This window comes from Sorangium sp. So ce1036 (genome assembly GCF_051369805.1).
Taxonomy (GTDB): domain Bacteria; phylum Myxococcota_A; class Polyangia; order Polyangiales; family Polyangiaceae; genus Sorangium; species Sorangium cellulosum_F.
In genome coordinates this window covers 9,108,233-9,133,861 of the sequence record NZ_JBBMOX010000001.1, presented here as the reverse complement: position 1 = coordinate 9,133,861, position 25,629 = coordinate 9,108,233, and the positions used below count along the sequence as shown (strand labels likewise).

At 72.6% G+C, this 25,629-nt stretch carries 18 protein-coding genes; 4 read left to right on the top strand and 14 right to left on the bottom strand.

The window, feature by feature from the left end:
* Nucleotides 1-26 precede the first annotated feature (26 nt).
* Together sppA and WMF31_RS34300 are read left to right on the top strand one after the other, a co-directional pair.
* Nucleotides 27-1,805 carry a signal peptide peptidase SppA gene (gene sppA, locus WMF31_RS34305; protein WP_436605980.1) on the top strand — a complete coding sequence of 593 codons (1,779 nt, stop codon included), beginning with the start codon at nucleotides 27-29 and terminating at the stop codon, nucleotides 1,803-1,805.
* A 557-nt stretch (nucleotides 1,806-2,362) separates the two neighbouring features.
* Entirely contained in the window at nucleotides 2,363-5,773 is a 3,411-nt protein-coding gene (locus WMF31_RS34300; RefSeq protein ID WP_436605979.1) for a vitamin B12-dependent ribonucleotide reductase, read from the top strand.
* A 740-nt stretch (nucleotides 5,774-6,513) separates the two neighbouring features.
* On the opposite strand, the gene thiL is transcribed toward WMF31_RS34300, so the two are convergent.
* From thiL to WMF31_RS34270, 6 genes are all read right to left on the bottom strand, one after another.
* Nucleotides 6,514-7,611 carry a thiamine-phosphate kinase gene (gene thiL, locus WMF31_RS34295; protein WP_436605978.1) on the bottom strand — a complete coding sequence of 366 codons (1,098 nt, stop codon included), beginning with the start codon at nucleotides 7,609-7,611 and terminating at the stop codon, nucleotides 6,514-6,516.
* Nucleotides 7,608-9,209, bottom strand: coding sequence for a sensor histidine kinase (locus tag WMF31_RS34290; RefSeq protein WP_436605977.1), 1,602 nt, complete (start codon nucleotides 9,207-9,209; stop codon nucleotides 7,608-7,610). The genes thiL and WMF31_RS34290 overlap by 4 nt, the downstream gene beginning before the upstream one ends.
* Entirely contained in the window at nucleotides 9,206-9,898 is a 693-nt protein-coding gene (locus WMF31_RS34285; RefSeq protein WP_129344850.1) for a GTP-binding protein, read from the bottom strand. Before WMF31_RS34285 ends, WMF31_RS34290 begins: the two co-directional genes overlap by 4 nt.
* A 144-nt stretch (nucleotides 9,899-10,042) precedes the next feature.
* Nucleotides 10,043-11,860 carry a dynamin family protein gene (locus WMF31_RS34280; protein ID WP_436605976.1) on the bottom strand — a complete coding sequence of 606 codons (1,818 nt, stop codon included), beginning with the start codon at nucleotides 11,858-11,860 and terminating at the stop codon, nucleotides 10,043-10,045.
* Between the two features lie 44 nt (nucleotides 11,861-11,904).
* Nucleotides 11,905-12,798: a M48 family metallopeptidase gene (locus WMF31_RS34275; protein ID WP_436605975.1), complete on the bottom strand. Its 894-nt coding sequence runs from the start codon at nucleotides 12,796-12,798 to the stop codon at nucleotides 11,905-11,907.
* 89 nt (nucleotides 12,799-12,887) lie between these two features.
* Entirely contained in the window at nucleotides 12,888-13,904 is a 1,017-nt protein-coding gene (locus WMF31_RS34270) for a homoserine kinase (RefSeq protein WP_436605974.1), read from the bottom strand.
* Nucleotides 13,905-14,081: 177 nt separating this feature from the next.
* Here WMF31_RS34270 and hflX point away from each other — a divergent pair, with 177 nt between their 5' ends.
* A complete protein-coding gene (gene hflX / locus WMF31_RS34265) occupies nucleotides 14,082-15,956 on the top strand; it encodes a GTPase HflX (RefSeq protein WP_436605973.1) in 1,875 nt (624 codons plus the stop codon).
* 45 nt (nucleotides 15,957-16,001) lie between these two features.
* Here hflX and WMF31_RS34260 read toward each other — a convergent pair whose 3' ends face one another.
* From WMF31_RS34260 to WMF31_RS34225, 8 genes are all read right to left on the bottom strand, one after another.
* Nucleotides 16,002-17,003: a hypothetical protein gene (locus tag WMF31_RS34260; RefSeq protein ID WP_436605972.1), complete on the bottom strand. Its 1,002-nt coding sequence runs from the start codon at nucleotides 17,001-17,003 to the stop codon at nucleotides 16,002-16,004.
* Nucleotides 17,004-17,013: 10 nt separating this feature from the next.
* The gene (locus WMF31_RS34255; protein ID WP_436605971.1) at nucleotides 17,014-18,213 is read right to left on the bottom strand and encodes a PEGA domain-containing protein; all 1,200 of its coding nucleotides are present in this window, start codon (nucleotides 18,211-18,213) and stop codon (nucleotides 17,014-17,016) included.
* A gap of 155 nt (nucleotides 18,214-18,368) precedes the next feature.
* Nucleotides 18,369-18,977 carry a precorrin-2 dehydrogenase/sirohydrochlorin ferrochelatase family protein gene (locus WMF31_RS34250; protein ID WP_436605970.1) on the bottom strand — a complete coding sequence of 203 codons (609 nt, stop codon included), beginning with the start codon at nucleotides 18,975-18,977 and terminating at the stop codon, nucleotides 18,369-18,371.
* A 102-nt stretch (nucleotides 18,978-19,079) separates the two neighbouring features.
* Nucleotides 19,080-19,916 (bottom strand): hypothetical protein, encoded by an 837-nt coding sequence (locus WMF31_RS34245; protein ID WP_436605969.1) that lies wholly within the window; start codon nucleotides 19,914-19,916, stop codon nucleotides 19,080-19,082.
* Nucleotides 19,913-21,475, bottom strand: coding sequence for a BamA/TamA family outer membrane protein (locus WMF31_RS34240; protein ID WP_436605968.1), 1,563 nt, complete (start codon nucleotides 21,473-21,475; stop codon nucleotides 19,913-19,915). Before WMF31_RS34240 ends, WMF31_RS34245 begins: the two co-directional genes overlap by 4 nt.
* 95 nt (nucleotides 21,476-21,570) lie before the next feature.
* A complete protein-coding gene (locus WMF31_RS34235; protein ID WP_436605967.1) occupies nucleotides 21,571-22,467 on the bottom strand; it encodes a hypothetical protein in 897 nt (298 codons plus the stop codon).
* 65 nt (nucleotides 22,468-22,532) lie between these two features.
* On the bottom strand, nucleotides 22,533-23,222 hold the full coding sequence (gene hisIE, locus WMF31_RS34230; protein WP_436605966.1) for a bifunctional phosphoribosyl-AMP cyclohydrolase/phosphoribosyl-ATP diphosphatase HisIE: 690 nt from the start codon (nucleotides 23,220-23,222) through the stop codon (nucleotides 22,533-22,535).
* A gap of 3 nt (nucleotides 23,223-23,225) precedes the next feature.
* Nucleotides 23,226-24,662: a prolipoprotein diacylglyceryl transferase gene (locus tag WMF31_RS34225; RefSeq protein WP_436605965.1), complete on the bottom strand. Its 1,437-nt coding sequence runs from the start codon at nucleotides 24,660-24,662 to the stop codon at nucleotides 23,226-23,228.
* 343 nt (nucleotides 24,663-25,005) lie between these two features.
* On the opposite strand from WMF31_RS34225, the gene WMF31_RS34220 reads away from it, so the two are divergent.
* Nucleotides 25,006-25,629, top strand: a complete 624-nt coding sequence (locus tag WMF31_RS34220) for a hypothetical protein (protein WP_436605964.1) — start codon at nucleotides 25,006-25,008, stop codon at nucleotides 25,627-25,629.

Below are 25,629 nucleotides of genomic sequence, written 5' to 3'. Positions count from 1 at the left end.
CCCGAACGTCCTGGATGGAGCCACCGGTGATCGCTGCCCTGCTCGTCAACCTCCTCCGCCTGCTGCTGCTCCCGGTGAGCGCGCTCCGGTGGGCGTTTGCTGCACCACGGGGCGGGTATGTCGTCCTCGAAATCGACGGCCGGGTGGTCGACCTTCAGCCTCCCCGGGTCCGGGTCTCCCTCTCGGTGCGTCCGAGGAAGAGGGCGCCGCTCTCGGTGGAGCGCGTCCGGGAGCTCGGAAAGCACCTGATGAAGGACGCCCGCCCCCGGGGGTTGCTGCTCCGGATGCGGTCGGTCCACGCGGGGCCCGCGGTGGTCGCCTCGCTCAGGGACGCGCTCCTCGAGATCCGGGCGGGCGGCAAGGACGTGGTGGCGTACCTGCCGATGGGCGCCGACAACACGATGCTCCAGCTCGCGTCGGCCGCGCGGGCGATCGTGGTCGGGCCGGAGACCCTGGTGTCGCCGCTCGGGTTCGCGGTGGAGGGCCGCTACGTGCGCCGCGCGCTGGAGCAGGCCGGCGTCGAGCCCGAGGTGTTCGCGAAGGGCATGTACAAGAACGCGGGCGAGGTGCTCGTGCGCGACACGATGAGCGCGCCGCAGCGCGAGCAGGTCGGCGCGCTGCTCGACGCCCGGCTCGGCGACCTGACCGCGGCGCTCGCCCAGGGGCGCCGGGTCGATCGCGCGACGGCCGCGCGCTGGATCGACGAGGCGCCGTACGGCGCGGAGCAGGCGGTGGCGCGGGGCATCGTGGACGCGGTCGCCTACGAGGACGAGCTCGAGCACCTGCTCGGGGCGGGGCTGCTCTCCGGCCCGACCCCCTCGCGGAGCGCGGGCGCGGCCGATCCGGCGGGCGGGGGCGCCGCGGCCGCCCGGCCCGCGCGGGCGCGCCTCGTGACGGCGGGCCGCTACCTCGGCGCGCGGCGGGCGCTCTCGCTGCGGCCGGTCTTGCCGCGGCCCATCATCGGCGTCGTCGAGGTGCACGGCGCGATCGTCAGCCGCGCCCACTTCCGGGGCGCCTCGCTCGCCAGCGAGGAGCGGCTCGTCGCGAGCCTGCGCTCGGCCCGCCAGAACCCGCGGATCCGGGGGGTGATCCTCCACATCGACTCGCCCGGCGGCTCCGCGCTCGCGTCGGACAGGATCCACCACGAGGTCACCCGCCTGGCCGAGGTGAAGCCGGTCGTGGCGTGCCTCTCGAACGTGGCGGCGAGCGGCGGTTACTACGTGGCGGCGGCCGCGCACGCGATCGTCGCGCAGCCGCAGACCATCACGGGGAGCATCGGCGTGGTCTCGGCGCGCTTCGCGCTCGGGCCGCTGCTCGATCGCCTCGGCGTGTCGACGGACGTCGTGAAGCGCGGCGCTCGGGCCGATCTGTTCTCCCCGTCGCGCAGGCTCGATCCGGGGGAGCGGGCGGTGGTGGAGCGCGAGCTCGACGCGTTCTACGCGACGTTCCTCCGCGTCGTCGCGCGCGGCCGGCGGCGCCCGATCGAGGAGATCGAGCCGCTGGCGCAGGGGCGGGTCTACAGCGGCGCGGACGCGCAGGCGCGCGGCCTCGTCGACATGCTCGGCGGCTTCGAGCGGGCGCTCCACGAGCTGCGCCAGATGATCGGGCCGAGGGCGGCGGCCATCGAGCCGGTCATCGTGCGCGCGTCGCGGTACATCCCGCCGCCGCCGCTGCTCCCGGCCCCGGTGCCGGCGCTGCTCGAGATCGTCGGGGTGCGACGGGTGGCGGACTCGATCGCGCTCGCGATCCACTGCGAGGGGGAGCGCGTGCTGGCGTACTGCGCGGAGGCGGACGGGCTCGAGTGAGGCGTGCGCGCGCCGGGGGCAGCGGACCCGGGGCAGCTCTCCGGGGGGACTCTGGGAAGCCAGGAAGGGTGGAGGTGGGTGAGGGGGCGCCTTCGTCGGCCGTTTCGGGCGGCCTTCCTGGCGGCGGGTGGTTTTCTTGTCGCGGGAGAAGCTGTGAGTAATCTGTGCGCCTGGTGGGTAGCACCTGTTCAGAACTGAGCAGGGAGCTCGGGGATGACCGCAGCGGACGAGCGGGACCCCATATGTGGGCCCTGTTTGGCCCGAGATCCCAAGATGTAGCGGTTCTCCTTGACGCCCACCGCGTTCGCGGGTTTGCTAGCGAGCGCGTGGCCGCCGCGTCTGACGCATCCGCATGTCGGCGCACGCCTTTCAGGCAGGGTGCCTGAAACTATGCTCACTGCTCGGAATCCGGATAGTTTGAGCAGGTAGTCGGGGAAAAGCGTCGGAGACCGTGGAGAGCGAGGCGAAAGGGCCTTGGCGTTCTCCAGGGAACTCTTTGTGCTTTCGATCGGACCCGGGCCACCGACCGGTGCGGTGGCTCACAGGAGGACTTGGAAATGGCCCAGTCGGCAGTGGTGGGTGACGGCGGTAAGCTTTCCGCCGGGAACGGCAAGATGACGGCGCGGACGAAGGAAGAAGGAGGAGACCGCCCGGCGACCGGGGCTGCCAAGGGGGCGCAGGCTGACGGCCGGGCGGCGAGCAAGGGGCCGAAGAAGGGGGCCTCGCGGGTCCGGGGGCTCGGGTTCGAGCGGCGGTTCACGCACCGCGGCGTGGATCCGCTCGATGAGGTCACCTGGGAGCGCCGCTCGAGCGTCATCACCAACCCCGACGGGTCGGTCGTCTTCAAGATGGAGGGCGCCGAGATCCCCGCCGGCTGGTCGCAGCTCGCGACGGACATCGTCGTCTCCAAGTACTTCCGGAAGGCGGGGCTCCACGGCAAGAAGGAGCTCGGCGAGACGAGCGTCCGTCAGGTCGTCCACCGGCTGGCCCGTACCATCCGCGAGGCGGGTGAGCACTTCGGTGGCTACTTCGCCTCGGCGAAGGACGCGGACACCTTCGAGGCGGAGCTCGCGTACCTGCTCGTCCATCAGTACGGCGCGTTCAACTCGCCCGTCTGGTTCAACTGCGGGCTCTTCCACCGCTACGGCATCGAGGGGTCTGGCGGCAACTACGCCTGGAACGAGGCCTCGGCCGACGCGGGCAACGGCGCCGGCAAGGCGGGGGCTCAGCGGGCGGGCGCGGCGGGCGCGGCGGGCGCGGTCGACGAGATCATCGAGACCCGGAACGCCTACGAGCGGCCGCAGTGCTCCGCGTGCTTCATCCAGGCGGTCGCGGACGACCTGATGAGCATCTACGACCTCGTGAAGAGCGAGGCCCGGCTCTTCAAGTACGGCTCCGGGACGGGGACGAACTTCAGCGCGATCCGCGGCAAGCAGGAGAAGCTCTCGGGCGGCGGCACGAGCTCGGGGCTCATGAGCTTCCTCGAGGTGTTCGATCGCGCCGCGGGCGCCACCAAGAGCGGCGGCACGACGCGGCGCGCCGCCAAGATGGTCTGCCTCGACATGGACCACCCCGAGATCGTCGACTTCGTCCAGTGGAAGGTCCGCGAGGAGAGGAAGGCGATGGCGCTCATCGCCGCGGGCTACCCCTCGGATTTCAACGGCGAGGCCTACCACACGGTCAGCGGGCAGAACTCGAACAACTCCGTGCGCGTGAGCGACGAGTTCATGCGCGCGGCGGCGACGGGCTCGTCGTGGGAGACGCGCGCCCGGACGACCGGCGAGGTCGTCGAGACGCTGAGCGCCAAGGATCTCTGGCGTCAGATCGCCGAGGCGGCGTGGGCCTGCGCCGATCCGGGCGTGCAGTACGACACGACGATCAACCGCTGGCACACCTGCCCGAACACGGCGCGCATCAACGCCTCGAACCCGTGCTCGGAGTACATGTTCCTGGACGACTCGGCCTGCAACCTGGCGAGCCTGAACCTCACCCGGTTCCTCCGCGAGGACGGCTCGTTCGACGTCGAGGGCTACCGCCACGCCGTGCGGGTGTTCTTCGCCGCCCAGGAGATCCTCGTCGACTTCTCGGCCTACCCGACCCGGAACATCGCGAAGAACTCGCACGACTACCGGCCGCTCGGCCTGGGGTACGCCAACCTGGGCACCCTGCTCATGCTGCTGGGCGTCCCGTACGACTCCGACCAGGGGCGCGCGGTCGCGGGCGCGCTCACCGCCATCCTCTGCGGTCACGCCTACAAGGTCTCGGCCGAGATGGCCGCGGCGAAGGGGCCGTTCGCCGGCTTCGCGAGGAACCGCGAGCCGATGCTCCGGGTGATGGGCATGCACCGCGACGCCGCGTACGCGATCGACCGCGACCGCTGCCCGGAGCCGCTCTGGCGGGCGGCGTGCGCCGACTGGGACGAGGCGGTGCGGCTCGGGCAGGAGCACGGCTACCGCAACGCGCAGGCCACGGTGCTGGCCCCGACCGGCACGATCGGCCTCCTGATGGACTGCGACACGACGGGCATCGAGCCGGATTTCTCGCTGGTGAAGTTCAAGAAGCTCGCCGGCGGCGGCTACTTCAAGATCGTGAACCAGTCCGTCCCCGAGGCGCTCCGGCGGCTCGGCTACGTCGAGGCCGAGGTGCAGGAGATCGTCGCGTACGTCTCCGGCACGAACACCCTCCTGGCGGCGCCGCACGTGAACCGGGCGTCGCTCAAGGCGCGGGGCCTCACGAACGAGGATCTGGCCAAGGTCGAGGCCGCGATCCCGGGCGTCTTTGAGCTCGATCTCGCGTTCGGGCCCTGGATCCTCGGCGAGGAGACGTACGACCGGCTCGGCGTCTCCAAGGAGTCGCGGGCGCGCTTCGGCTTCTCGCTGCTCCAGCACCTCGGCTTCTCGGCCGCGGAGATCGAGGAGGCGAACGAGGCCATCGTCGGCCGCATGACCGTCGAGGGGGCGCCGCACCTGCGCGAGGAGCACTACGCGGTGTTCGACTGCGCGAACCGCTGCGGAAAGAAGGGCCGGCGCTACCTCGCGCCGATGGCGCACGTCCGCATGATGGCCGCCGCGCAGCCGTTCCTGTCCGGCGCCATCTCGAAGACGGTGAACCTGCCGAACGACGCGACGGTCGAGGACGTGCAGCGCATCTACGAGGAGGGGTGGCGCCTCGGGCTGAAGGCTGTGGCGCTCTACCGCGACGGCTGCAAGGCGTCGCAGCCGCTCTCGTCGACGTCGAGCTCGAGCGAGGGCAAGGCGACGGAGAGCAAGACGAAGGCCGAGATCACGGGGCCGGTCGTGCAGGCGGCGCTGGCCGCCCCGGCGCGCCCGCGCTCGCCGTCGGCGGCGGCGCCCGAGCGGTTCCGCCTGCCCAGGAAGCGCAAGGGGTTCACGCAGGAGGCGCGCGTCGGCGGGCACAAGATCTACCTCCGCACGGGCGAGTACGACGACGGGACGCTCGGCGAGATCTTCATCGACCTCCACAAGGAGGGGGCCGCGTTCCGCTCGATGATGAACTGCTTCGCGATGGCGGTGTCGATCGGGCTCCAGTACGGCGTGCCGCTCGAGACCTTCGTCGAGCAGTACACCTTCACCCGCTTCGAGCCGCAGGGGGTGGTCGAGGGGCACGACTACGTGAAGTTCTCGACCTCGATCGTGGACTACCTCTTCCGCGTGCTCGGGGTCGAGTACCTGAACCGCTACGACCTCGCGCACGTCCAGCCGGTCTCGTCGGCGATGGAGGATCCGGTCGAGTCGCGGGCCCAGGAGAGCGGCGTGGTGTCGTTCTCGCCGGCGTCCCCGTCGGCCGCGCTGCTCGACGGCGGGGGGCGGAGCGCGAGCGCGCTCGACGCGCAGCTCGAGGACATGATGGGCGACGCGCCGGTCTGCGACGGGTGCGGGCACATCACCGTGCGCAACGGCGCCTGCTACAAGTGCCTCAACTGCGGCAACAGCATGGGCTGCAGCTGAGAGGCGACGGGCGGGGGTGGGGGTGGTAGGGGGAGGGGCCGGTGGGGGGGCACCCACGAACTCGCGCCTTGTGGTGGCTATGGCCACGAGAACGGGGGGAGACGGGTCCGGAAGGTGACGCTGCGATGAGGGCCGGCGCTCGGATTCGTGGGGCCCGCCCCCCCACCGGCCCCTCCCCCCACCACCCCCACCCCCGCCAGATGATGGGGGAAGGGGGATAGGATGCGAACGCCTGGAAGATCGCGGCGGTGAGGGGGCTCAGATCGACCGGGCCGAGGCTGGCCGACCGAGGTTGAGGCTGGCCGACCGAGGTTGAGGCTGGCCGACCGAGGTTGAGGCTGGCCGACCGAGGTTGAGGCTGGCCGACCGAGGTTGAGGCTGGCCGACCGAGGTTGGGTCGACCGGACCGAGGTTTCTACCCGTCGACCCGGAGAGCGCCGCGCCGGCGGAGCCCGCCGCCCCCGAGCCGGTGGGCGAGGGGGGCGCGTAGCGCGCTCGCGGGGCCACCGCCGCTCACGCTCGCCCCTGTCGTGGCGCGAGGCGAGGTGGCGGTTCGCGCGGAGGCGACGGGCGCGATCACGAGCGCTGCGGAGGCCGCTCGGGAGCGCACAAGGCCCGCTCCCGAGCGCCGCGGACACGACTGGCGAGGCGAACGACGCGATCTCGAGCGCCGCGAAGGCGACGCGGGAACCCGCAGGCGCCGCCCGGAGCAGGCGCTTCGCCTGCAGCCGGCAAGCGCGTCACGCGAAGTGGTCGTACCCCCGCGCCGCGACGCTCGTGAGCTGCCCGTCCGGCCCGAGCAGCGCCACGTCGCTCGCGCCCTCCTCGCGCGGCGCGCAGCGGCCGATCGTCACGAAGCCGGGGAGCGCCCCGACGCCGGGACCCGCGACCGCGATCGCGTAGTCCTCGCCGCCGTGGAGCGCGAGCTCCAGCGCGTCCGCGCCGAGCAGCGCCGCGGCCTCGCGGAGGTCCGGGCTGACGAGCGCCGACGGATCGAGCAGCACGCGCACGCCGCTCGCGCGCGCGAGGTGCGCCAGATCCGCGGCGAGGCCGTCGGAGATGTCGATCGCCGCGCGCGCGCCGGCGCCCGCGGCCGCGTCCGCATCCGCGCCGGCGCCCGCGTGAGCGCGCGCCCCCGCGGCCGCCCGGAGGCCCGCGTCGATGCGCGCCAGCGGCCGGCGAAAGGCCTCGATCGCCCGCTCGGCCGCCGCGCTGGCCGGCGCGATGCCCCGGTCGAGGAGCGCGAACCCCGCCGCGGCCAGGCCGACCGGGCCCGCCAGGGCGACCGCGTCGCCCGGCCGCGCGCCGTCCCGCCGGAGCGGCGCGGGCGCGGCGCCGAGCGCCGTCGTGGTGATGGAGAGCTCGCCCCCCCGGGAGAGGTTCCCGCCGACGATCGCCGCCCCGAGCGCGTCGCACGCCGCGCGCTGACCCCGGGCGAGGGCGAGGAGCTCGTCGTCGCCGACGTCCCGGGGCAGCACCAGCGCGGCGAGCAGGCCGACCGGGCGCGCCCCCATCGCCGCCAGATCGCTCGCCGCGGCCATCGTCGCCCGGTAGCCGAGATCCTCGAAGCTCAGGAGATCGCGCCGGAAATGTACGCCCTCGACGGCGCTGTCGACCGTCCAGACCAAGAGCTCCTGCGCCCCGGCGCTCGCCCCGCCCCGCGGCCCCCCGGGCGCGCTCTCCGCGGGGGCCGCGTCCGCGGGGGCGGCGGGCGGGAGCGCCACGGGCGCGAGGATCGCGGCGTCATCGCCGATGCCATAGAGCACGCGCTCCCCGGCCGCGCCGCCGAGCACGGCGCGCAGCATCTCGATGCGCGTCCACTCGGAGCGCGCGGTCATTGAAATACCGGCGGCGCCCCGACGCTGTTCGCCGGCGCGCCCGCGGCCGTGGGCAGCTTGACCACGAATACGGTGCCGCGCGGCTCGTTCGTCTCGATGCGGACCGTGCCCCCGTGCGCCTCGACCAGGCGCTTCACGATCGACAGACCGAGCCCGGTGCCGCCGTGCTCCCGGGTCGAGCTCTGATCGACCTGATAGAACGGGTCGAACACCTTCGAGCGCTCGCTCGGCGCGATGCCGATCCCCGTGTCCACGACCCGGATCTCGACCGCCTGCTGGAGCGGCGCGACGAGCACCAGGCCGGGGAGATCGTCCCCCTCGTCGCTCACCGCGCGCGCGACGAGCTGCACCTCGCCGCCCGCCTCCGTGAACTTCACCGCGTTCTCGACGAGGTTGATGAACACCTGCCGCAGCCGGTCGCCGTCCCCGAGCACCGGCGGGAGGTCGTCCTCGGCGTCGATGCGGAGATCCACCCCCTTCTTCGTCGCGGCCGGCGCGATGGTCGACGCCGCCTCGTGGAGCATCGGAGCGACCGCCACCTCGGCGCGGCGCACGATGAGCGTGCCGCTCTCGAGCTTCGAGAGATCGAGCAGGCTCATGATGAGCCCGAGCAGCTGCTCGCTCTTCGACCGGATCGTCTCGATGAACTCGCGCTGCTCATCGTTCAGGGAGCCGCCGATGCCCTCGGCGAGCATCTCGCTGTAGCCCATGATCGACGTGAGCGGCGTCCGGAGCTCGTGCGAGACCGTGGCCAGGAAGTTCGACTTGAGCCGGTCGAGCTCCTTCAGCCGCTCGTACGCCTGCTCCAGCTCGGCGTTCTTCTGCGAGAGCTCGCGGAAGCTCTCGCGGATCGACGCGACGTGCATCGTCGAGGTGAGGAGCGATTTGTGCCCGCTGAACAGGATCAGATCGAGCACGGCGCGGAGGTGATCCGCGATCTCGCCGAGCCGCTCCGGCCGGAGCCTCGCGAGCCGCGGCGCAGGCTCCGCCGCGCGGGCAGGGTCGGGCTGCGCCGCCGCCTCGACCGGCGCCGCGGGCGCCCCCTCGCCGTCCTCGGGCAGGTACGGGCCGAGGATCGACCGGCCGATCGTGCGCCCGTCGTACTCGATCGGGAACACCTGGTAGAGCGCGCCGCTGAAGCGGGGATCCGTGAGCTCGTCGCCGACCGGCGCGCCGCGCCGGGCCGCCCGATCCGCCGGGGCCGCGCCCGGCCGCCGGACGTGCTGCTCCTCGCCGACCGGGCCGCCCGAGGGCGCGAGCGCGCCGGACTCCGCGAGCGTCACGCCGCTGGTCGACTGGATCCGGATCGGCAGGCCGAACAGCCTGTGGAACGACGCCGCCATCTCCCCGAGCGCCCCGCGATCGACGAGATCCTCGAGCGAGAGCGGGCCGATGCCGACCAGGTCCACGACCGGCGCGGCCGCGGGCGGCGGCAGCGTCGCGGGCTCGGGCGCGCCCTGCGGCCCGTCGCGCTTCGACGCGCCGGACGCGTCCGCCGTGCGGGCCGACGGCACCGGCGCGGAGCCCGGCACGCCGAGGAGGTCCTCGTCGTCGAGGCCGCAGCCCGCCGGCGTCCCCTTGTGGGCGTCGGGCCTCACATACGCCTCGCCAGGAGATCGCCCACCGAGCTCGTCACCCCGAGCTGACGGGCCGCGCTGTTCAGGAGCTCCTCCCCGCTGATCGACAGCCGCTTCGAGAGCTGGTGCGTCTGGTCGAGCGTCTCCCACGTGAGGTGGAGCAGGCCCATGAACGTCTCCACCGTGCCCATGCCGCGCGTCGCGATCGCCCGGTACACCGGCTCCTTGCCCCGCGCCGCGAGCCGCGCGAGCTCCTCGTCGCTCCGGATGTCGGGGAGGTCGCGCTTGTTGAACTGGATGACGAGCGGCATCCTCGCGAGATCGAGGCCGTTCTCGCGCAGGTTGTGGCGGAGGTCGAAGAACGCCTCGGCGTTGCGCTGCGTCTCGGAGACCTGCGAGTCGGCGATCAGCGCGACCCCGTCGGCGCCCTGGAGGACGAGCCGCCGCGTGGCCGCGTGCATCGGCTGCCCGGGCACGGTGAAGAGCTTGATGCGGAGCGAGACGTCGCCGTCCTTCGCGCGGAAGGTGAGCGGCAGGAGATCGAAGAACAGCGTGCGATCGTCCTGCGTCTCCAGGGTCATCAGCCGTCCGCGAGCGTCCGACCCGGCGAGCCCGTGCAACGAGACGAGGTTCGTCGTCTTGCCGCTGAGCGCCGGGCCGTAATAGACGAGCTTGATCGTCACTTCACGGGCTGCGAAGTCGAGCTGCACAGCCGCATTCTCGCACGAGCGCCGGACGGTTGGATACCGCCACCGCGCCCGGCCGGGGGCTCCTCCGCCTGGCCCGCGACCCGGCTCACCTCGCCCTCGCCGGGAGGACGGAGGTCCCGATCGCGGGGCCGAGCGGGCCGAGCGTCAGGCCGAGCCGCCGGGGGCGTTGGGCACGCTGGAGAGGGGGGGCGGGATCGGCTTGCTCTCGCCGTTCTCGGGGGTCCAGAGCGCGCTCCGGAGCCCCTCCAGGCGCGAGGTCAGCGCGCGGAGCGCCTCGGCCTGGGCGTCGCAGGCCTCGAGCTGGGTCTCGTTGCTCGGCTCGGCGCGGGCCCGCTCCTCGCGCGCGGCCTTCAGCACCTCGATCACCTCGCGGTGCAGCTCCTCGCCGGCCGTGACCACCCAGGCGTCGAGCCGGCTCGCGAACTCCTGGATCATCTCGTCGAGCTTCGGCCCGATCCGCGCGGCGGCCTCGCGCAGCGCCACGGGCGCCATCTCCTTCGCCTTCTTGCGGGTCTCGGCCTCGACCTTCTCCTTGACGTAGACGGCCAGGACCGGCGCCGCGAGCGCCAGGATGCCGCCGAGCAGGGCGTTCGTGAACATCACGCCGAGGCCGATCGTGAAGAGCGCGAAGACGCCGACGTCGTAGCCGAACGTGTCGACCTCGACGTTCGGCGCCTTCACGTCGCCCCCGAGCGCCTCGCCGACCCGCCTGGCCACGTCGTGCGCGTCCTCCCGGACGAGCGCGATCGTCTTCTCGGCGAGCGCCTCGAGCGCCGTGGCGATCTCCTTCGTCTCGGCCTGCGCCCACTCGGCGAAGGTGCGCTCCAAAAACGCCCCGAGGTAGACCTTGATCTCGTCGGTGTTGGCCTCGTCGATGATCGCCGGCAGCTGCCGGAGCACGTCGTCGACGAAGCGGTCGAGGTCGCGGCCCACCCACGCCCGGATGGCGCTCACCTCCTCGCGGATGCCGGCGCGCCGCTCCTCGATCGTGCGCGACTGGCCGGCCAGGTCCTTCTCGATCATCTCGATGCGGCGGGTGAGCTCGTCCCGCGACATCGCCGTCGCCCGCCGCCGCGCGTCCACGCCCTTGCCGAGCAGGCGCGCGGCCTCGAGCCCCTCGCCGAGCGCGTTGTCGAGGAGGATGCGCCCGCGCTCCTCCGCGAGGAACCGGGTCAGGTGGTCGAGCAGCTCCGGCATCCCGCTCCCGGCCACGTCGCCCTCCAGCGCCCGCTCGCTCGAGATGGGGAAGACGACCGGCGACTTCACGAGCCGCGCGAGCTCGCCCCGGATGTAGGCGAGCGCCTCGACCTCCTCGTCCTGGCTCCAGATGTCGCGCTTGGTCACGACGAAGAGGATCTTGTCGCGCGACTGCCCGAGCAGCTTCTCCTGGAGGAAGACCCGCTCGCTCTCCTTGAGCGGCTGGCCCGCGTCGATGAGGAACAGGACGGCGTCCGACCGCGGGATGTAGCTGTAGGTGATGTCCGCCCGCTGGAGCGAGAGATCGTTCACCCCGGGGGTGTCGACGAGCACGACGCGCTCGCGCAGGAGCTCGGCCGGGTAGCCGACCTCGAGGTACTGGACCTCGCCCGCGCTCGACGAGCGCGCGCCGCCGACGGTGAACGCCCGCACCTCCTCGAACGGCAGGGCCGTGCGCTCGCCCGACGCGTAGACCACCTCGGCGCGCGGATCGGCCGCGTACTCGAGGTGGTGGATGACCGCCGTCGTGGGCGTCACGCCGACGGGGAGGATCGGGGAGCCGAGCAGGGCGTTCACGAACGTCGTCTTGCCGTGGTTGAACTCGCCGACGACGACGAGGTGGAACCTGTCGGCCTCGAGCTTCTTCACGAGATCGTTCGTGACGCGCGCCGCGACGCTCCTGGCGCCGAGGGCCTCGGCGAACTCCACGAGATCCCTGAGCGCCCCGGTCACGTCGTCTTTGCGGCTGTGGAAGGATTCGAGCATGTGCGTTGGACCTCGGCCTTGGGTCGGAGCTGGAAGAGGGGCCCCTAGCCCCAGATCTTGATGACTTCGTGCACCTTCTCGTCGACCTCCTCCATCGAGAGGCCGCTCGCCCCGAGCCCGGCGTGGCGCCGGTAGAGCTCGCTCTCCGCGAACGCCCGGAGCGCCAGGACGCGCTTCGGCAGCCACGGGTGGTTGGCCGTGAACTCGGCGAACCGGCCGATCCCGCCCTTGCCCTCCTCGTGCTGCGCGATGAACGCCTCGAGGTTCAGCTCCTCGTACAGCTTGGTCGACCCGAGCGCGAGCTTGGTGAGCGCGCGCGTGGACACGTCGAGGTCCTTCACGCAGAGCAGCCCGGCGCGGTCGCAGGTGACCTCGGCCCGGCGCGACCAGCCGGAGAGCGCGAGCATCGCCGGGCCGACGATCCACTTCACGAACACCGACGCCATCCGCGTCAGGTAGTGCATCGCGGTCAGGTACACCACGTGGCTGTTGTGGATGTGCCCGCACTCATGGCCGATGACGCTGAGCAGCTCGTCGTCGGTGAAATGGTCGACGAGCGCGGAGTGCACCATGATGAACGAGTCGTCGTTCGTCCCGTAGGTGGCGGCGTTGAGGTGGGGGCTGTTGACGATGTAGATCGTCGGGGTCGCGATCCCGAGCGTCTCGGCGCAGCGGATCGCGAGGTGGTGGACGCGCGGGAACTGCGTCGGTCCGACCTTGACGGCGTGGCCGAGCAGCTCGGTCTTCCCGACCGTCTTGAACAGCCGGACCGCGGCGGTCACCGCGAGCTCCACGGGCCGCATCTTCTCGAAGGCGAGCCGCGTGTTCTTGTCGGACACATAGGCATACGCGTTGCCAGCTCCGTCGCTGCCGCCCGCGCGCTGCCCTTTCCGTCTCTCGATGAAGCCCTTGAAATCGAGCGTTCCGACCTGTGCCATCCGGCGAAGGTAACGGTCGGGCCGCGGCCGCGCAACGCCGCCCTGGGTGCGCGCCGCGAACTTGACGCAAATTCACCGACGACCTTCGCTCACAGGCGGAGCAGGGCGCGGAGCCCTTCGGGGCCGAGGCGCTCGAGCGTCCGCTGCCGCGCGAGGAAGCGCCGGAAATCCTTGTAGACACCGCTGCCCTTCGGGCGCAGCTCGAAGTCGGTGATCCGGGTGATCGAGAACCTGAGCGCGGCGACCACGCTCTCGTGAAAGAGCCGGTCACGCTCCTCGGGGGAGAGGAGCCGCTCCGACGTGTAACCGGCGGCGAGCGCGGCCGCGAGCGCGGGGTCGAGGTCGTCTCCGAAGCACCACGCCAGCATCGTGACCGCGAGATCGAAGGCGGCGCTGCCGCGCGAGGCGCTCTCGAAATCGAGCAGCGCCGAGATCTCGCCATGCTGCCAGAGCACGTTGTCGCGGAAGAGATCGCCGTGGATCAACGTCTGTGGCCCGGGCGCGCGGGGCGCCGCGGCGCGGAGCCGCTCGAGCCGGAGGGCGAGCTCGTCGACGGCGGCCGCCACTTCGGGCGTGAAGGCCGCGGCGTCCGCGCCGGCGTGGCGGAGGGCGCGGAGCCCCCGGAGCCGCTGGTCGAGGTTGTCGAGATCGAACCGGCTCGCGTTCGCCCCCTCGAACGAGGCGCCGACGAGGTGCACGCGCGCGAGGGCCGAGCCGACGCGGTGGGCGGCGTCCGGCGTGACGCGCGCCTGGCAGAGCGATTCGCCTGCGACCCACGGGAACAGCGCGACCGGCTTCCCCGCGTGCTCCGCGATGAACGCAGCGCCGCCCGCCTCGGAGGCCCCGTCCCGGCGCCGGAGCGGCTGCGGCGTGGCGACGCCCCCGGCCGCGAGGTGCTCCAGCATGCGCGCCTCGCGGCCGGCCGCCTCGTGCCGCTGCTCCTCGTACACGCGCAGGAACACCCGACCGCGGCCGTCCGCGAGGGTGAGCGCGTAGTTGGAGTTCACGCTTCCGGCGAGGAGGCCGCGCACGTCCGCGACCTCGAGGCCGTAAAGTGCGCCGACGCGGCGAGCATCCGCGAGCGAGAGGGGGGTCAGGATCGCCATGGGCCGGCAAGGTAGCCTCGAAGCATGGCAGGCTCCTACAGGAACATGGAAGCGCACCCGGCGCGGCGAGCGCCGGGAAAGTACGGGCTTCGTGTGAAGAACCTTGGTGCTCCTGCTCGCAGATCGATCGGGGGTGCATTATGAAGGGAGGGGAGCAAGATTCCCTTCCATCTTCGAATGCCCACCCTCTACGGAAACACCACCGGACTCAGCCCTCTCGCCACCAGAACCCTCGAGCGCATCTACCGCCGCAAGGTCCCGCTCGTCAGCATCGCGACGCCCGAGCTCATCAAGGCGCTGGCCGAGGCGTCCCATGAGACCGGGCGCCAGGTCGGTGCGCTGGTCCACCGCTCGGGCGAGATCGATTCCGTGGTCGTCGGCGACGCGACGCGGCTGATGCTGCCGGACATCGGGCGCCTCCGCGCCGCAGAGGGGCGCTTCAGGGCGCTCCGGCTCGTCCACACGCACCTCTTCAACGAGCCGCTCACCCGGGACGACCTGGTCGATCTCGTCCGCCTCCGGCTCGACCTCGTCGCGGCCGTGCAGCTCACCCCGCAGGGCGAGCCGCGCACGATCCAGTACGCGTACAACGTGCCGGTCTACGGCAAGGAAGCGGACGCGGTCACCGTCGACGGCGCCGCGGGTGGCGATCAGGGCGACGGTCGGGGCGAGGCGGAGCTGCCGTACCGGACCGTGGGGCCCGTCGCGATCGGCCGGGTGGAGGTCAACTTCGGCGCGCTCATCCAGGCGCTCGAGGACGAGTTCGCGAAGCGCTCGCGCACGCGCTCGGTCGCGGCCAAGGACGGCCGGGCGATCCTCGTGCACGTGGCCGAGAAATCCAAGGCGGGCGCGCTCGCTCGGGCCGAGGAGAGCTTGCGCGAGCTGACCGAGCTCGCCGGCACGGCCGGCGTCGACGTCGCGGACAGGGTCCTCCAGCTGCGTGATCGGATCGACCCGAGGCTCGTGCTCGGCAAGGGCAAGCTGGACGAGGTCGTGCTGCGCGCCTCGGAGCTCGACGCGGAGACGCTGGTGTTCGACCGGGACCTGACCCCCTCGCAGGCCTCGGCGATCGCCAAGCACACGGATCTCAAGATCCTCGACAGAACGCAGCTCATCCTCGACATCTTCGCCCAGCGGGCGGAGTCGTCCGACGGCAAGCTGCAGGTGGAGCTGGCCCAGCTCAAGTACGCGCTGCCGCGCCTCGGGCAGAAGGACGACTCCCTCTCCCGCCTGACAGGCGGCATCGGCGGGCGCGGCCCCGGCGAGACGAAGCTCGAGATCGGGCGCCGCCGCGCGAAGGAGCGCGTCAGCTTCCTAGAGGCGCAGCTCAAGCGGCTCTCCCGGCAGCGCGAGCAGCGGCGCCGCCGCCGCGCTCGGCTCGGCGTGCCGGTGGTCTCCATCGTGGGCTACACGAACGCCGGCAAGAGCACGCTGCTCAACACCCTCACCGGCGCCGACGTGGTCGCCGAGAACAAGCTCTTCGCGACGCTCGACACCCGCTCGCGACGGCTGCGGTTCCCCGAGGAGCGCGAGGTGGTGATCACCGATACCGTCGGCTTCATCCGGGAGCTCCCGAAGGACCTGTTCGCCGCGTTCCGGGCGACATTCGAGGAGGCGGCCGACGCCGACCTCCTGCTCCACGTCATCGACGTGAGCGATCCCGCGCGCGACCAGCACATCGAGACGACCGAGGCGCTGCTGACCGAGCTCGATCTGATCGGCATCCCCCGCATCCTGGTGTTCAACAAAGCGGACCTCGTCGATCCTGCGGAGGGGAGGCGGCTGCTCCTCGGGCACCCCGACGCGGTGCTCGTGTCCGCCACGGACAGGGAGACGACGCGGGGGCTGCTCACCCGGATCGCGGAGCGGCTCAAGACCCGCTGGGAGGAGGCCGCGCTGGTGCCTGCCTACGAGGCCGTGGCGGAGGGCGGCGAGCTGGAGGACGGCGACCTGTTCGCCGGAGAAGCCGGGTCGCTGACCGTGATCGCCCCGTCGCCGGTCACCGGCGCCGAGGAGGTCAGCTCGCGCGTGAGGGAGACGTTCGAGGCGTGAGCCCGGCCGGGCTCCGTGCGAGCCCGGCCGGTGCTCGAGGGGAGCTCAGGGCTCCGGCTCCGGCGCCGGGGTCGTCGGGATCGGGCCGCAGACGTCGCCGGTATCGAGGCAGTTGTTGCTCGCGCACTCGGCGTCGTCCGTGCACGCCTCGCGGGGCTTGAGCTTGCAGGCGCCCTCACCGTCGCAGACCTCCGTGGCCTCGCAGTTGTCCGCGTCCTCCCCGCCGAGCGCGATGGGCGAGCACGTCCCGGCCGACTCCGCGACGTTGCAGGCCATGCAGGTCCCGTCGCAGGCGGTGTCGCAGCAGACGCCGTCGACGCAGTTCCCGCTCCCGCAGTCCTCCGGGGCCGTGCACTCCTGACCGTTCGCGGCCTTGCACTCGCCGGTCGCGTTGCACGCCTGGTCTTCCTCGCAGCCCAGGCCCGTCGCGCCGGCCTCGGCCAGCTCGCACTCCCCGTCGTCGGTGCACGTATGGCAGGTCGCGCAGTTCGCGTCCTCCGCGCACGTCGTGAAGCACGCGTTGGCGTCCGGATCGCAGGCGAACGTCTCGCACTCCGTCGTGGCGCCGGGCACGCACTCCGTGCTCTCCCCGTCGCAGGTGCCGGGCTCCGTCTGGACGCCGTCGGCGCACGTCAGCTCGCCGCACTCGGTCTCGGCCTTGGAGGGGCCGCACGTGCCGTCGTCCTCCCCCGACTCCTTGAGCGCGGCGGTGCAGGCGTCGCAGTCCGAGTCGCAGGCGGCGTCGCAGCAGACGCCGTCGGCGCAGAAGCCGCTCTCGCAGTCGTCCGCCTCGTCGCACGCCTTCGCGATCTCGCACTTCGGGCAGTCGCCGCCGCCGCAGTCGACGTCGGTCTCGTCCCCGTTCTTCGTCTCGTCGGAACAGCTCACGTCCTCGCCGCCGCCGCCCCCGCCCCCGCCGACACCGCCGCCGCCGGCCCCCTGGATGCGCGAGCGGTCGACCGTGGCGATGAGCTCGCAGCCCATGGCGGAGGTCGTGAGCGCCCCGGCGCAGATCGCCATCGCGAGAAGGTACTGGTTCTTCCACATAGTAGTCCCCTTAGAAGGTAAACCGCGCGGCAGCGCCGCCGCCTGTCGGGCTGACGAACGGAGCGAAGAACGCCTTCTTCGTCGTGCTGGAAGCAGCGGCCTTCGCCTCGGCCGATGTGTCGTTGCTGAGCAGCAGGACAGCGCCGGTGACGCCGAACGTGAGCGCCACGGCGAAGGACATGTCCGCGATAAGCGCGTTGCGGTCGACGCTGTCCGCGTTCTTGGTCGTCGGGTTGTCGTCGAAGTCGCCCTTCGCGCTGAGCGCCTGGATGCCGAAGATCGTCCCGACCACGGCGCCGGCGCCGGCGAGGCCGAGGGTGACGTAGGCGGGCACGGGAGAGCGCGGCTCGATCGGCGCAGCGGGCGGCGGCGGGGCCGCGGGCGGCTCGGCGGCCGGCGGCGGCGGCGCGGGGGGCGGCGGCGCCGCGGCGACCGGCGCCTGCTGCGGCGTCAGCGCCACGCTGACCTCGCGCGTCTCGCCGAAGCTGACCTCGAGCTCCTGGCTCGAGTCGACGAACCCCTCCGCCGAGACGGTGAGCGTGTGCTTGCCGGGCGGGATCGAGAGCTCGGTCCCGGTCTGGGCCACGCCGTCGACGGCGATCTTCAGGTTCGGCGGGGCCTCGGGTACGGTCGCGACCTTCACCTTCGCCGGCGTCTTCTTGAGCGCCTCGATGCGCTCCTGCGCCTCGGCGATCTTGTCCTTGAACTTCTCGGCGTCGGGCTTCGAGTCGAGGAACGCCTGCCACGCGGCGACCGCCTCGACCGTGAGCCCCTGCCTGTCGAGCGAGAGGGCGAGCTTGTACTTCGGCGCGGCGCCGGGCACGTGCGCGTCCGCCTGGCGATACAGGTCGGCCGCGACGGCGTACTCGCCCTTGTCGAACCTGGACTCGGCCTCCTTGTAGAGCTTCTTCGCCGCTTCCTTCTTCTGCTTCTCGGTGAGCGGCTTCGCCGGAGGCTTCGCGGCGGTCACCGTCACGGCGGCGTCGCCGCCCTTGGCGGGAGCGGCCGTCGCGGGGGCGCCGGCCGCGGGCGGCGCAGCAGGGGACGGGGCCGGCGCCGGCGCGGCTCCAGGGGCCGCCTGCGCGGCCGGCTTGGCCGCCGGGGTGGCGGCGCCCTGTGCAGATGCCGGACTGACGTTCGTCAGCGTCAGGAGCCCAGTGACCATCGCCGCCGAGGTCAAGTTCGTCAGCCGGCCCGATCGTGAACGCATACCGTAAGCCCTCCTCCGCGGATAGTGTCGCGTGGGCGCCCACTTAAGCCTTGAAGGCCGCTCTACACAAGGGTTTTCGCGTTCATTCTCGCGGCGCACGCCCCCGCCTCGCCGGCCTCGGCGCGGCCCGACCTCGCCTGCGGCGTCACCGGACACTAGGGCTCATCGCCTCGCTCCAGCCATGCAGGGAACCGGAGCCTCGCCTCCAGGCCGAAGCCCAGGGTCGCCCGCCGCATGCGCGCGGACCGCTCGGCCCCCCGAGGGAGGCTCTCGCGGAGCCGGCGCAGCGCCTCGATGTAGCGTGCGAAGCGGGGATCCGAGAAGAGCGCGCTGAGGTCCTCCCGGATGCGCCGTATCGTCCCCGGGCTGACGCCGTGGCTGCTGAAGCTCATGGTCAGTCCGGAGGCCGTCACCACCGAGGGGTTGACGAAGTTCGACAGCTCCGGGCGATCCAGCGTGCAGACGAGGCGCCCCGCGTCCGCGAGCTCTCGGTGGAGGCGCCGCGACAGCGCGTCGTCGCCCGGCACGAGGAACACGAGCGCCGCGCCCGCGAGGTCGTCGTCCACGAACGCCCGCCGGTGCAGCTCGAGCAGGCCCTCGTGGGCGGCGCGCTCGATCGACTCGTGGACCGGCCCCGGCGCGACGACGGAGACGCGCGCGCCCGCCGCGAGCAGGCGCTCGACGGCGGGCGGCGCCTCGCCATCGGCGCCGATGACGAGGGCCCGCCGGCCGGTGAGATCGAGCGCGATGGGAAAGAGGCGCATGGGTGCGGCGGACACGGACGGGAGCGTCCGCGCCCCCGATTGTAGATCGGCGCGGCGCTCCGGGGGCGAGGTCGCGCGACGGCAGCGCCCGCGGCGCCGCGCTCAGCGGCCGGGGCGGCTCTGGGGCGGTGGGCTCGGCGGCGGGCTCGGCGGCGGAGCGGGGGGGAGGAAGCTTTGCGTGCGGAAGAGGAGCTTCCTGTCCGCGCTGCCGATGCGCGTTACGAACAGCCCGACGAAGGAGCCGAACAGCGAGTCGCCCGGCCCGATGGCGGTGGAGCCGGGCGGGCGGGTGACCCACCGCTTGATGCGGTCGAGCATCTCGGCGCTCATGGGGTTCACCTCGACCAGCACCGCGACCAGGTAGCGGCTGCCGTCGCGCAGGAGGGACCGCTCGACGAGCGGGAGCCTCCGCGCCTCGGCGCAGTTGCGGAGCACGCCCTCGACGTTGACCGCGACCGTGCTCGACGGACCTCCCGCCTGGAGGAGCTGGATCCGGAACACCTCGTCCCAGAGATCGTAGACGATCCGGCAGCTCTTGGCGGCGAGCGCGACAGGGGCGCCCCCGCTCTCGTGGAAGAGGTAGCCGCGCATGGTGACGACGGTCGGGAGCCCGCTGAGCAGCTTCTTCGAGATCTCGCCGTCGACCACGTCGCGGAAGCTCACGGTGAGCTGCACGATCGTCTTGTCGAGCGTCAGGCTGGCGACCCGGGTGGGGAGCGCGGCGGGCGCGCGGAGCGCCTGCTGCGTCTCCGCGTCCTCCTTCGGCGCGCCGCGGTCCTCCGCGCCGCCGGGCCCCTGCTGGGCCTCCGACAGGCGCGGGCCGAGGCAGATCCCGGCGAGCAGCGCGACGCCGCACCAGCGCGCGGCGCGCGCGGCGCGCGCGGCGCGCGCGGCGCGCGCTGCGGGCGCTCGCCCGCGGCCCGCGTCCGAGCAGGTCATTTCCGCTCACCGCGCCGCGCTGGTATCAGCCCGAGCAGGTTCGAGAAGGCGAGCGTCACGCCGCCGACCGACGTGTCGACCCGCAGTCCGAGGTTGTAGGTGATGTCCACGGGCACGCGGGCGAAGCCCTCGTACCCGGCGGGCGCGTCGGTGAGCTCGCGACGGGTCGCGACCCCGTAGAGGCCCACCGCGCCGAAGAGATCGACGCCGTAGATGGAGCCGCGCCCCGTGTAGACGGGGATCCGGTACTCGGCCTCGAGCTTCGCGGCGTAGTCGCCGTAGCGGACCTCGATGATGTCCGTGCCGAGGAAGTTCGGCGGCTGCCTGCGATCGGGGGCGAGATCGAGCAGCCGGTCGGGCAGGAGGTCGGTGAAATCGCCGACATAGTACTTCTCGAAGAAGGGGGCGTCGCCGGCGACCGCGCCGGCGAACGCCTTGAGGCGGAGCACGTGCCGCAGCGGCAGGCGGAACCACCGCTGCGCGCCGAACTCGAACTTCTGGTAGCCGTAATCGCTGCCGAACGGCGGTACGCCCACCGTGACCGAGAGGGATGCGAACGCTCCGTGCGTGGTCAGGAAGGGCGCGTCGCGCGTGTCGAGATCGATCGCGGCGCGCAGCGACGAGAGCACCGTCTTGCCGCCCAGGATGTCGAAATCGATGGGCTCGCGGCGCTGGCCGCGCATGTGCGAGGCGACCGTGGGCACGGTCGCGTCGATCTGCTCCAGGCGGTAGTCGAGCGAGAGCCGCGACGACGAGGAGACGTCGTGGCCCGTGCCGAGGGTCGCGCCGAACCGCTTGTAGGCGACGACCGCGTACTCGGTGACCTCCCGCTGCTCGAGCAAGGGGGACTCGAACGAGACGTCCCGGTTGCCGAAGAAGTCGCGGGCGTCGTTGTAGAGCAGGGTCACCGCGGCCGACCAGCGGCTCCCCATGAACGCGGGATCGACGAAGCGGGTCCGCAAGGCGAGCTGATCCGCCGCGAGCCCGACGCCCGCGCCGAGGGTGATCCCCGTCCCGGCGAGGTTGGTCTCGGCGATCTGCACGCCGGTGAACGCGGAGAGCGGCCTGGCGTTGCCCGCGGTGTCCTCGTCGGCGGCGACGCCCAGCCAGAGGTCCTGGAGCACGAACGTGTTGCGCTCGACCACGTCGATGACGAGCGTCGCGCTGCCGCGCTGGGCCCCTTTCCGGAGCGACAGCCCGACCGAGGCGAAGAACCCGGTCCCGAGGAGGCGGTAGCGCGTGAGCTCGATCTCCGGGTCCTCGACGTCGAGCACGTCCCCCGCGCGGAACCTGACGTAACGGAGGATCACGCGCGCGGCGGTCCGCACAGCGCCCCGGACCTCGACGCCATCGAGGAGATATCGGACGCGATGGCGCTCCGGCAGCGCGGCGTTCACGCCCGCGGACACGCCTGCCGCGGCGGCGGCGGCGGTGCGAGCGGGTCGCTCCGGCGGGGTCGCCGGGCCGGAGGCTCCCTCGGCGCCCTGCCCGAGCGCGCGCCCCGGGAGCGATCCTGCGAGCAGCGCGCTACAGAGCGCGAGGAAGGCGCGGCCGAGCACGAGGGGAAGGGGGCTGGTCGGGGAGCGGGGGGGATGCCGGAGTCACGAGCAGGATCCGCCGGATACCGACAGCACGGCCAGAGCCTCCGGAGAGCTCAGCGGCGCACCGTAGCACGATCGGTGTGCTCGCCGCAGGGACCGGGCGCGTCGAGCTCGGCGCCCGGCGCGGCGTCGCTGGCGACGCGGGGCGGCGCGGGGAGCGGCGGGAACCGCGCGCGGAGGTGCGCTGCCCGCTCGTCTTGCTGCCGGTGCGGCGCGCGCTCGGGCGGGGCGGCGCGGGTGTGCTCGGCCAGCACGAGCAGATCCATGCGGGCGGGCGTCGGTTCGGCCAGGTGGTCGACCGCGGCGAGCAGCAGCGCCCGGACCTCGGTCAGCACGCGGGCATCGCGCGTCCAGCGCGCGCCGGCGCTCGTCGTGATGGCGCGGGCGAGGAGCAGCTCCGCGCGGCCGCGCACGTCCGCGGGGATCCAGTCGGCGACGAGCGGATCGGCGAGCATGGCCAGCGTCTCGCGCAGCGCGGCGACGCGGCGCGGGCCGAACCGCTCCGGCGCGCGCGCCGCGCGGCGCGCGAGGCGCAATGTCCTGCGGAGCGCGCGCCTCGCCGCCCTGCCGACCACGGCGCCGCGCAAGGTGAGCCGCTCGCGCGGCGCGTCGAGGGCGTGCAGCACCGCGGCCAGCGAGGTGCCTCCGGCGATCACGAGCGCCACCGTCCCGACGGTGGCTCCGGCGCCGTGCAGCTCGAGGCCGCCGGTCGCGGCGATGAAGGCAACGGCGACGACCGCCAGGAGCCCGAGGGAGCCGAGCGCGCCTGCCGCGTGCGATGGTCCGTGCCAGGGGCCGCCTTCGCCCTGGACGAGCCGGGTGTATCCGTCGGGGGCGATGAGCCGTCCGCCGCTCGGGATGAGGCCCACCATGGCTCGCCGCGCTGCGCGCGCCAGGCCGACCTCGAGCGGACCGAGCTGGATGCCGGGCGGCTCGCGGAAAGGGCTCATCCATCCAGGGTAGCCCATCCCCGGCCGAGCGGCTCTCGCCCGCCGAGGCGGCGGGGCGCGGGGGCTCAGGGCGCCTTCGCCTTGTCTCCCTGGCCCCGCCGCGCCTTCTCGACGAGGCCGCTCGTACCCATGCGGGACGCGAGCGCGGCGAGGACCGCGCGCAGCGGGACGCCGCGCGACGCGACGCCGACCAGCAGGTGGTAGATGACGTCCGCCGCCTCGGCCGCGACGCGGTCGTCGCTCTCCGCGGCGATCGCCTGAGCGAGCTCGCCGGCCTCCTCGCGCAGCTTTCCGCCGATCATCGGCGCGCCGCCGTCGAGCAGCTTCCTGGTGTAGCTCTTCGTCGGCGACGAGGTCTTGCGCTCCTCGATCTCCCGCTCGAGGGCCTCGAGCACCGCGGTCGCGTCCTGTCCCTCGTCGGCGGCCTCGGGCTCGGCGTCGACGCGGGCGTCGACGCGCCGGAAGAAGCAGCTCGCGGCCCCCGTGTGGCAGGTCGGGCCGCTCGGGTCCGCGAGGATCAAGAGCGCGTCCCCGTCGCAGTCGGCGTGGATGCTCGTCACCGCGAGCGTGTTGCCGCTCGTGGCGCCCTTCTCCCAGAGCTCGCCGCGCGACCGGCTGAAGAAGGTGGCACGGCCCGTCTCCAGCGTCCGGGTGAGCGACTCCCGCGTCATGTACGCGAGCATCCGGACCTGCCCGGTCAGCCGATCCTGCACGACGGCCGGTATGAGCTTGCCGTCTCCAAAAGCGATCTTCACAGCCTATTCCTCTCCGGTGGTGTCGGGCGCCTCGGCAGCGGCGCCGCTCTCGCGGGCTGCCGCCCGGCCCTCGCCCTTCGCGCTGCCGCGCCTTTCTCGCGTCGACTTGTCGTCGACCGCCGCCTTCGACGTTCGCTGGTCGCCTGGCCCGTCGTCGTCTTCGTCGTCCTCGTCCGCGGTGGCGGTTTGACCTCCCGGCAGGTTGAGCGCCATCGCCTGCGCGGGGTGAGCCAGGGCAGCCTTGTAGTAGACCGAGAACGCGAAGGCCGCGGCGAGCCCGGTGACGAGGGCGACCGCCTGGGACGTCGAGTACTGGAGCAACGTGGACGCGCCGAACGTCTCGGGCTTGAGGACGAGGTACAGGACGACGGCGGGGATGAACGCGAGCGCCTGCGTCGCCTTGCGTACCGCGTTGTTGTGGATGACGTGGGAGAACCCGATGGAGTAGGCCACGGCGAACACGACGAGGCCCGCGGGGAGGAGCACGTGCTCCGGGAGCGAGGGCGGGACGGAGCCGCGCTCCGCGTCATCGCGCAGGAGCTCGAGCAGGTAGCGGCAAACCCCGTAAGCGAACGTGAAGAGGAGGAAGATCTCTCCGCGGAACTTCTGCCGCCGGCGCGCGAGGAGCAGGAGCGCGAGCAGCCCTGCGCCGACGAGCGCCTCGTAGAGCTGCGTCGGATGCACGGGGAGGGACGCCTCGGAGGCCGGGTCGAGCCCGCGCTCCCTGACGTGCTGCACCCATGCGGGGGACCCGCTGCCGCCGTCCAGCGTGCCCTCGGGCCAGCGCGGGAACGTGCCGAGGCCCTTCAGCCAGCCCGGAGCTGTCTCGCCGAGCGGCCGGCCGAAATCGCAGCCGAAGAGGTAGCAGCCGATGCGCGTGATCATGAGGCCGGAGGCGAGGCTCGGGACGGCCACGTCGGCCCACGGGAGCAGCGGGATGTGGTGGGATCGCAGGAACAGGTAGGAGCCGAGGAAGCCGCCGAGGAAGCCGCCGTACGCGACCAGGCCGCCGCGGCGGATGTCGAACATCGAGCCGAGGGAGTCGAACTCATCGAGGTTCGTGAGGATATAGAGCACGCGTGCGCCGACGACCGCGGCGAGCGCGGTCACGACGTAGCAGTTGGCCATCGTCTCTCTCGGCAGGCCGTCGCGCTCCGCGAGCCCCAGGGTCAGGTACCAGCCGACGACGAGCGAGAGGCCGAGCATGACCCCGTAGCTGTAGATGGGCAGCGGGCTCAGGGTGTACGTTTGGTCCTTGAACAGGGAGGCGAGCGCGGCGAGCGCGACGCTCACGATTCCTGCCGCGGCGGCCCCGGGCTTGTTCTTGGCGATGAACAGCCCGACCGCGCCCACGAACGCGATCCCCGCGGCGATCAGGAAGACCCAGAGCAGGGGCACGGTCCAGGCGGGGAGCGGGACGCGGAACAGGATGGGATGCATGGCGCCTCTCCTTACGCCCGGGATTGGGGACCATCAAGCGTCGTCTCTCGGGCATGACGCAGCGGGCCAACGCCCTGGCGGGCTCGTGTCCAGCCGCATCGGGCGATCGAGATGCGCCCGGGCTGGCAGCGACGCGTAGCTCCCACCCGGTCGTCGGCGATGGCGCCCGCGAGGGATCTCGAAGTCCGTGCGCGCCGCTGCTAGCATCGATTCCGTGCTCTGCGGCCGAGCCACCGTCAGCGTCATCGCGGTCCCCGGTTTGTTGGTGGGCGCGTCGTGTGTCCCCGAGGGGCCGGCCACAGGCGACGCGAGCACGCGATCGGTCGGGGCGGCCGCGTCAGCCGTGTCCACCTCGAAGGCGGGCGCTGTCCGAGGCGCGCCGGTGGCGGGCGCCTTCGAGGACGATTTCAACCGGTCAGCGCTTGGCCCCGACTGGAACGCCCTCAGCCCCCGCTGGAAGATCGAGGACGGACGGCTATGCGCCCGTGCCGCGAGGAACCGCGGCGTGTGGCTGAACCGGCCGCTGCCGGAGAACGCGCGGATCGAGTTCGACGCCATCGCCGAGGCCCCTGACGGCGATCTCAAGGCGGAGCTCTGGGGGGATGGCCGGAGCGGGGCGACCGCGGCGAGTTACACGAACGCGACGAGCTACCTCGTGATCCTCGGAGGGTGGAAGAACACGAGGCACGTGCTCGCCCGCCTCGACGAGCACGGCGAGGATCGGCTGGAGATCGAGGTGGATCCGGACAGCGACGACGAGCGGGCGCGCCCCGTCGCGCCGGGGCAGCCGTACCGCTTCCAGATCGAGCGCCGCGACGGCAAGACGCTCTCCTGGTCGGTCAACGGTGTCGATTACCTCGAGCTCAGCGATCCCGCTCCGCTCGCCGGCCCAGGGCACGAGCACCTGGGTTTCAACGACTGGGATGCGCCGGTATGCTTCGACAACCTGCGCATCACGCCCCTCTAG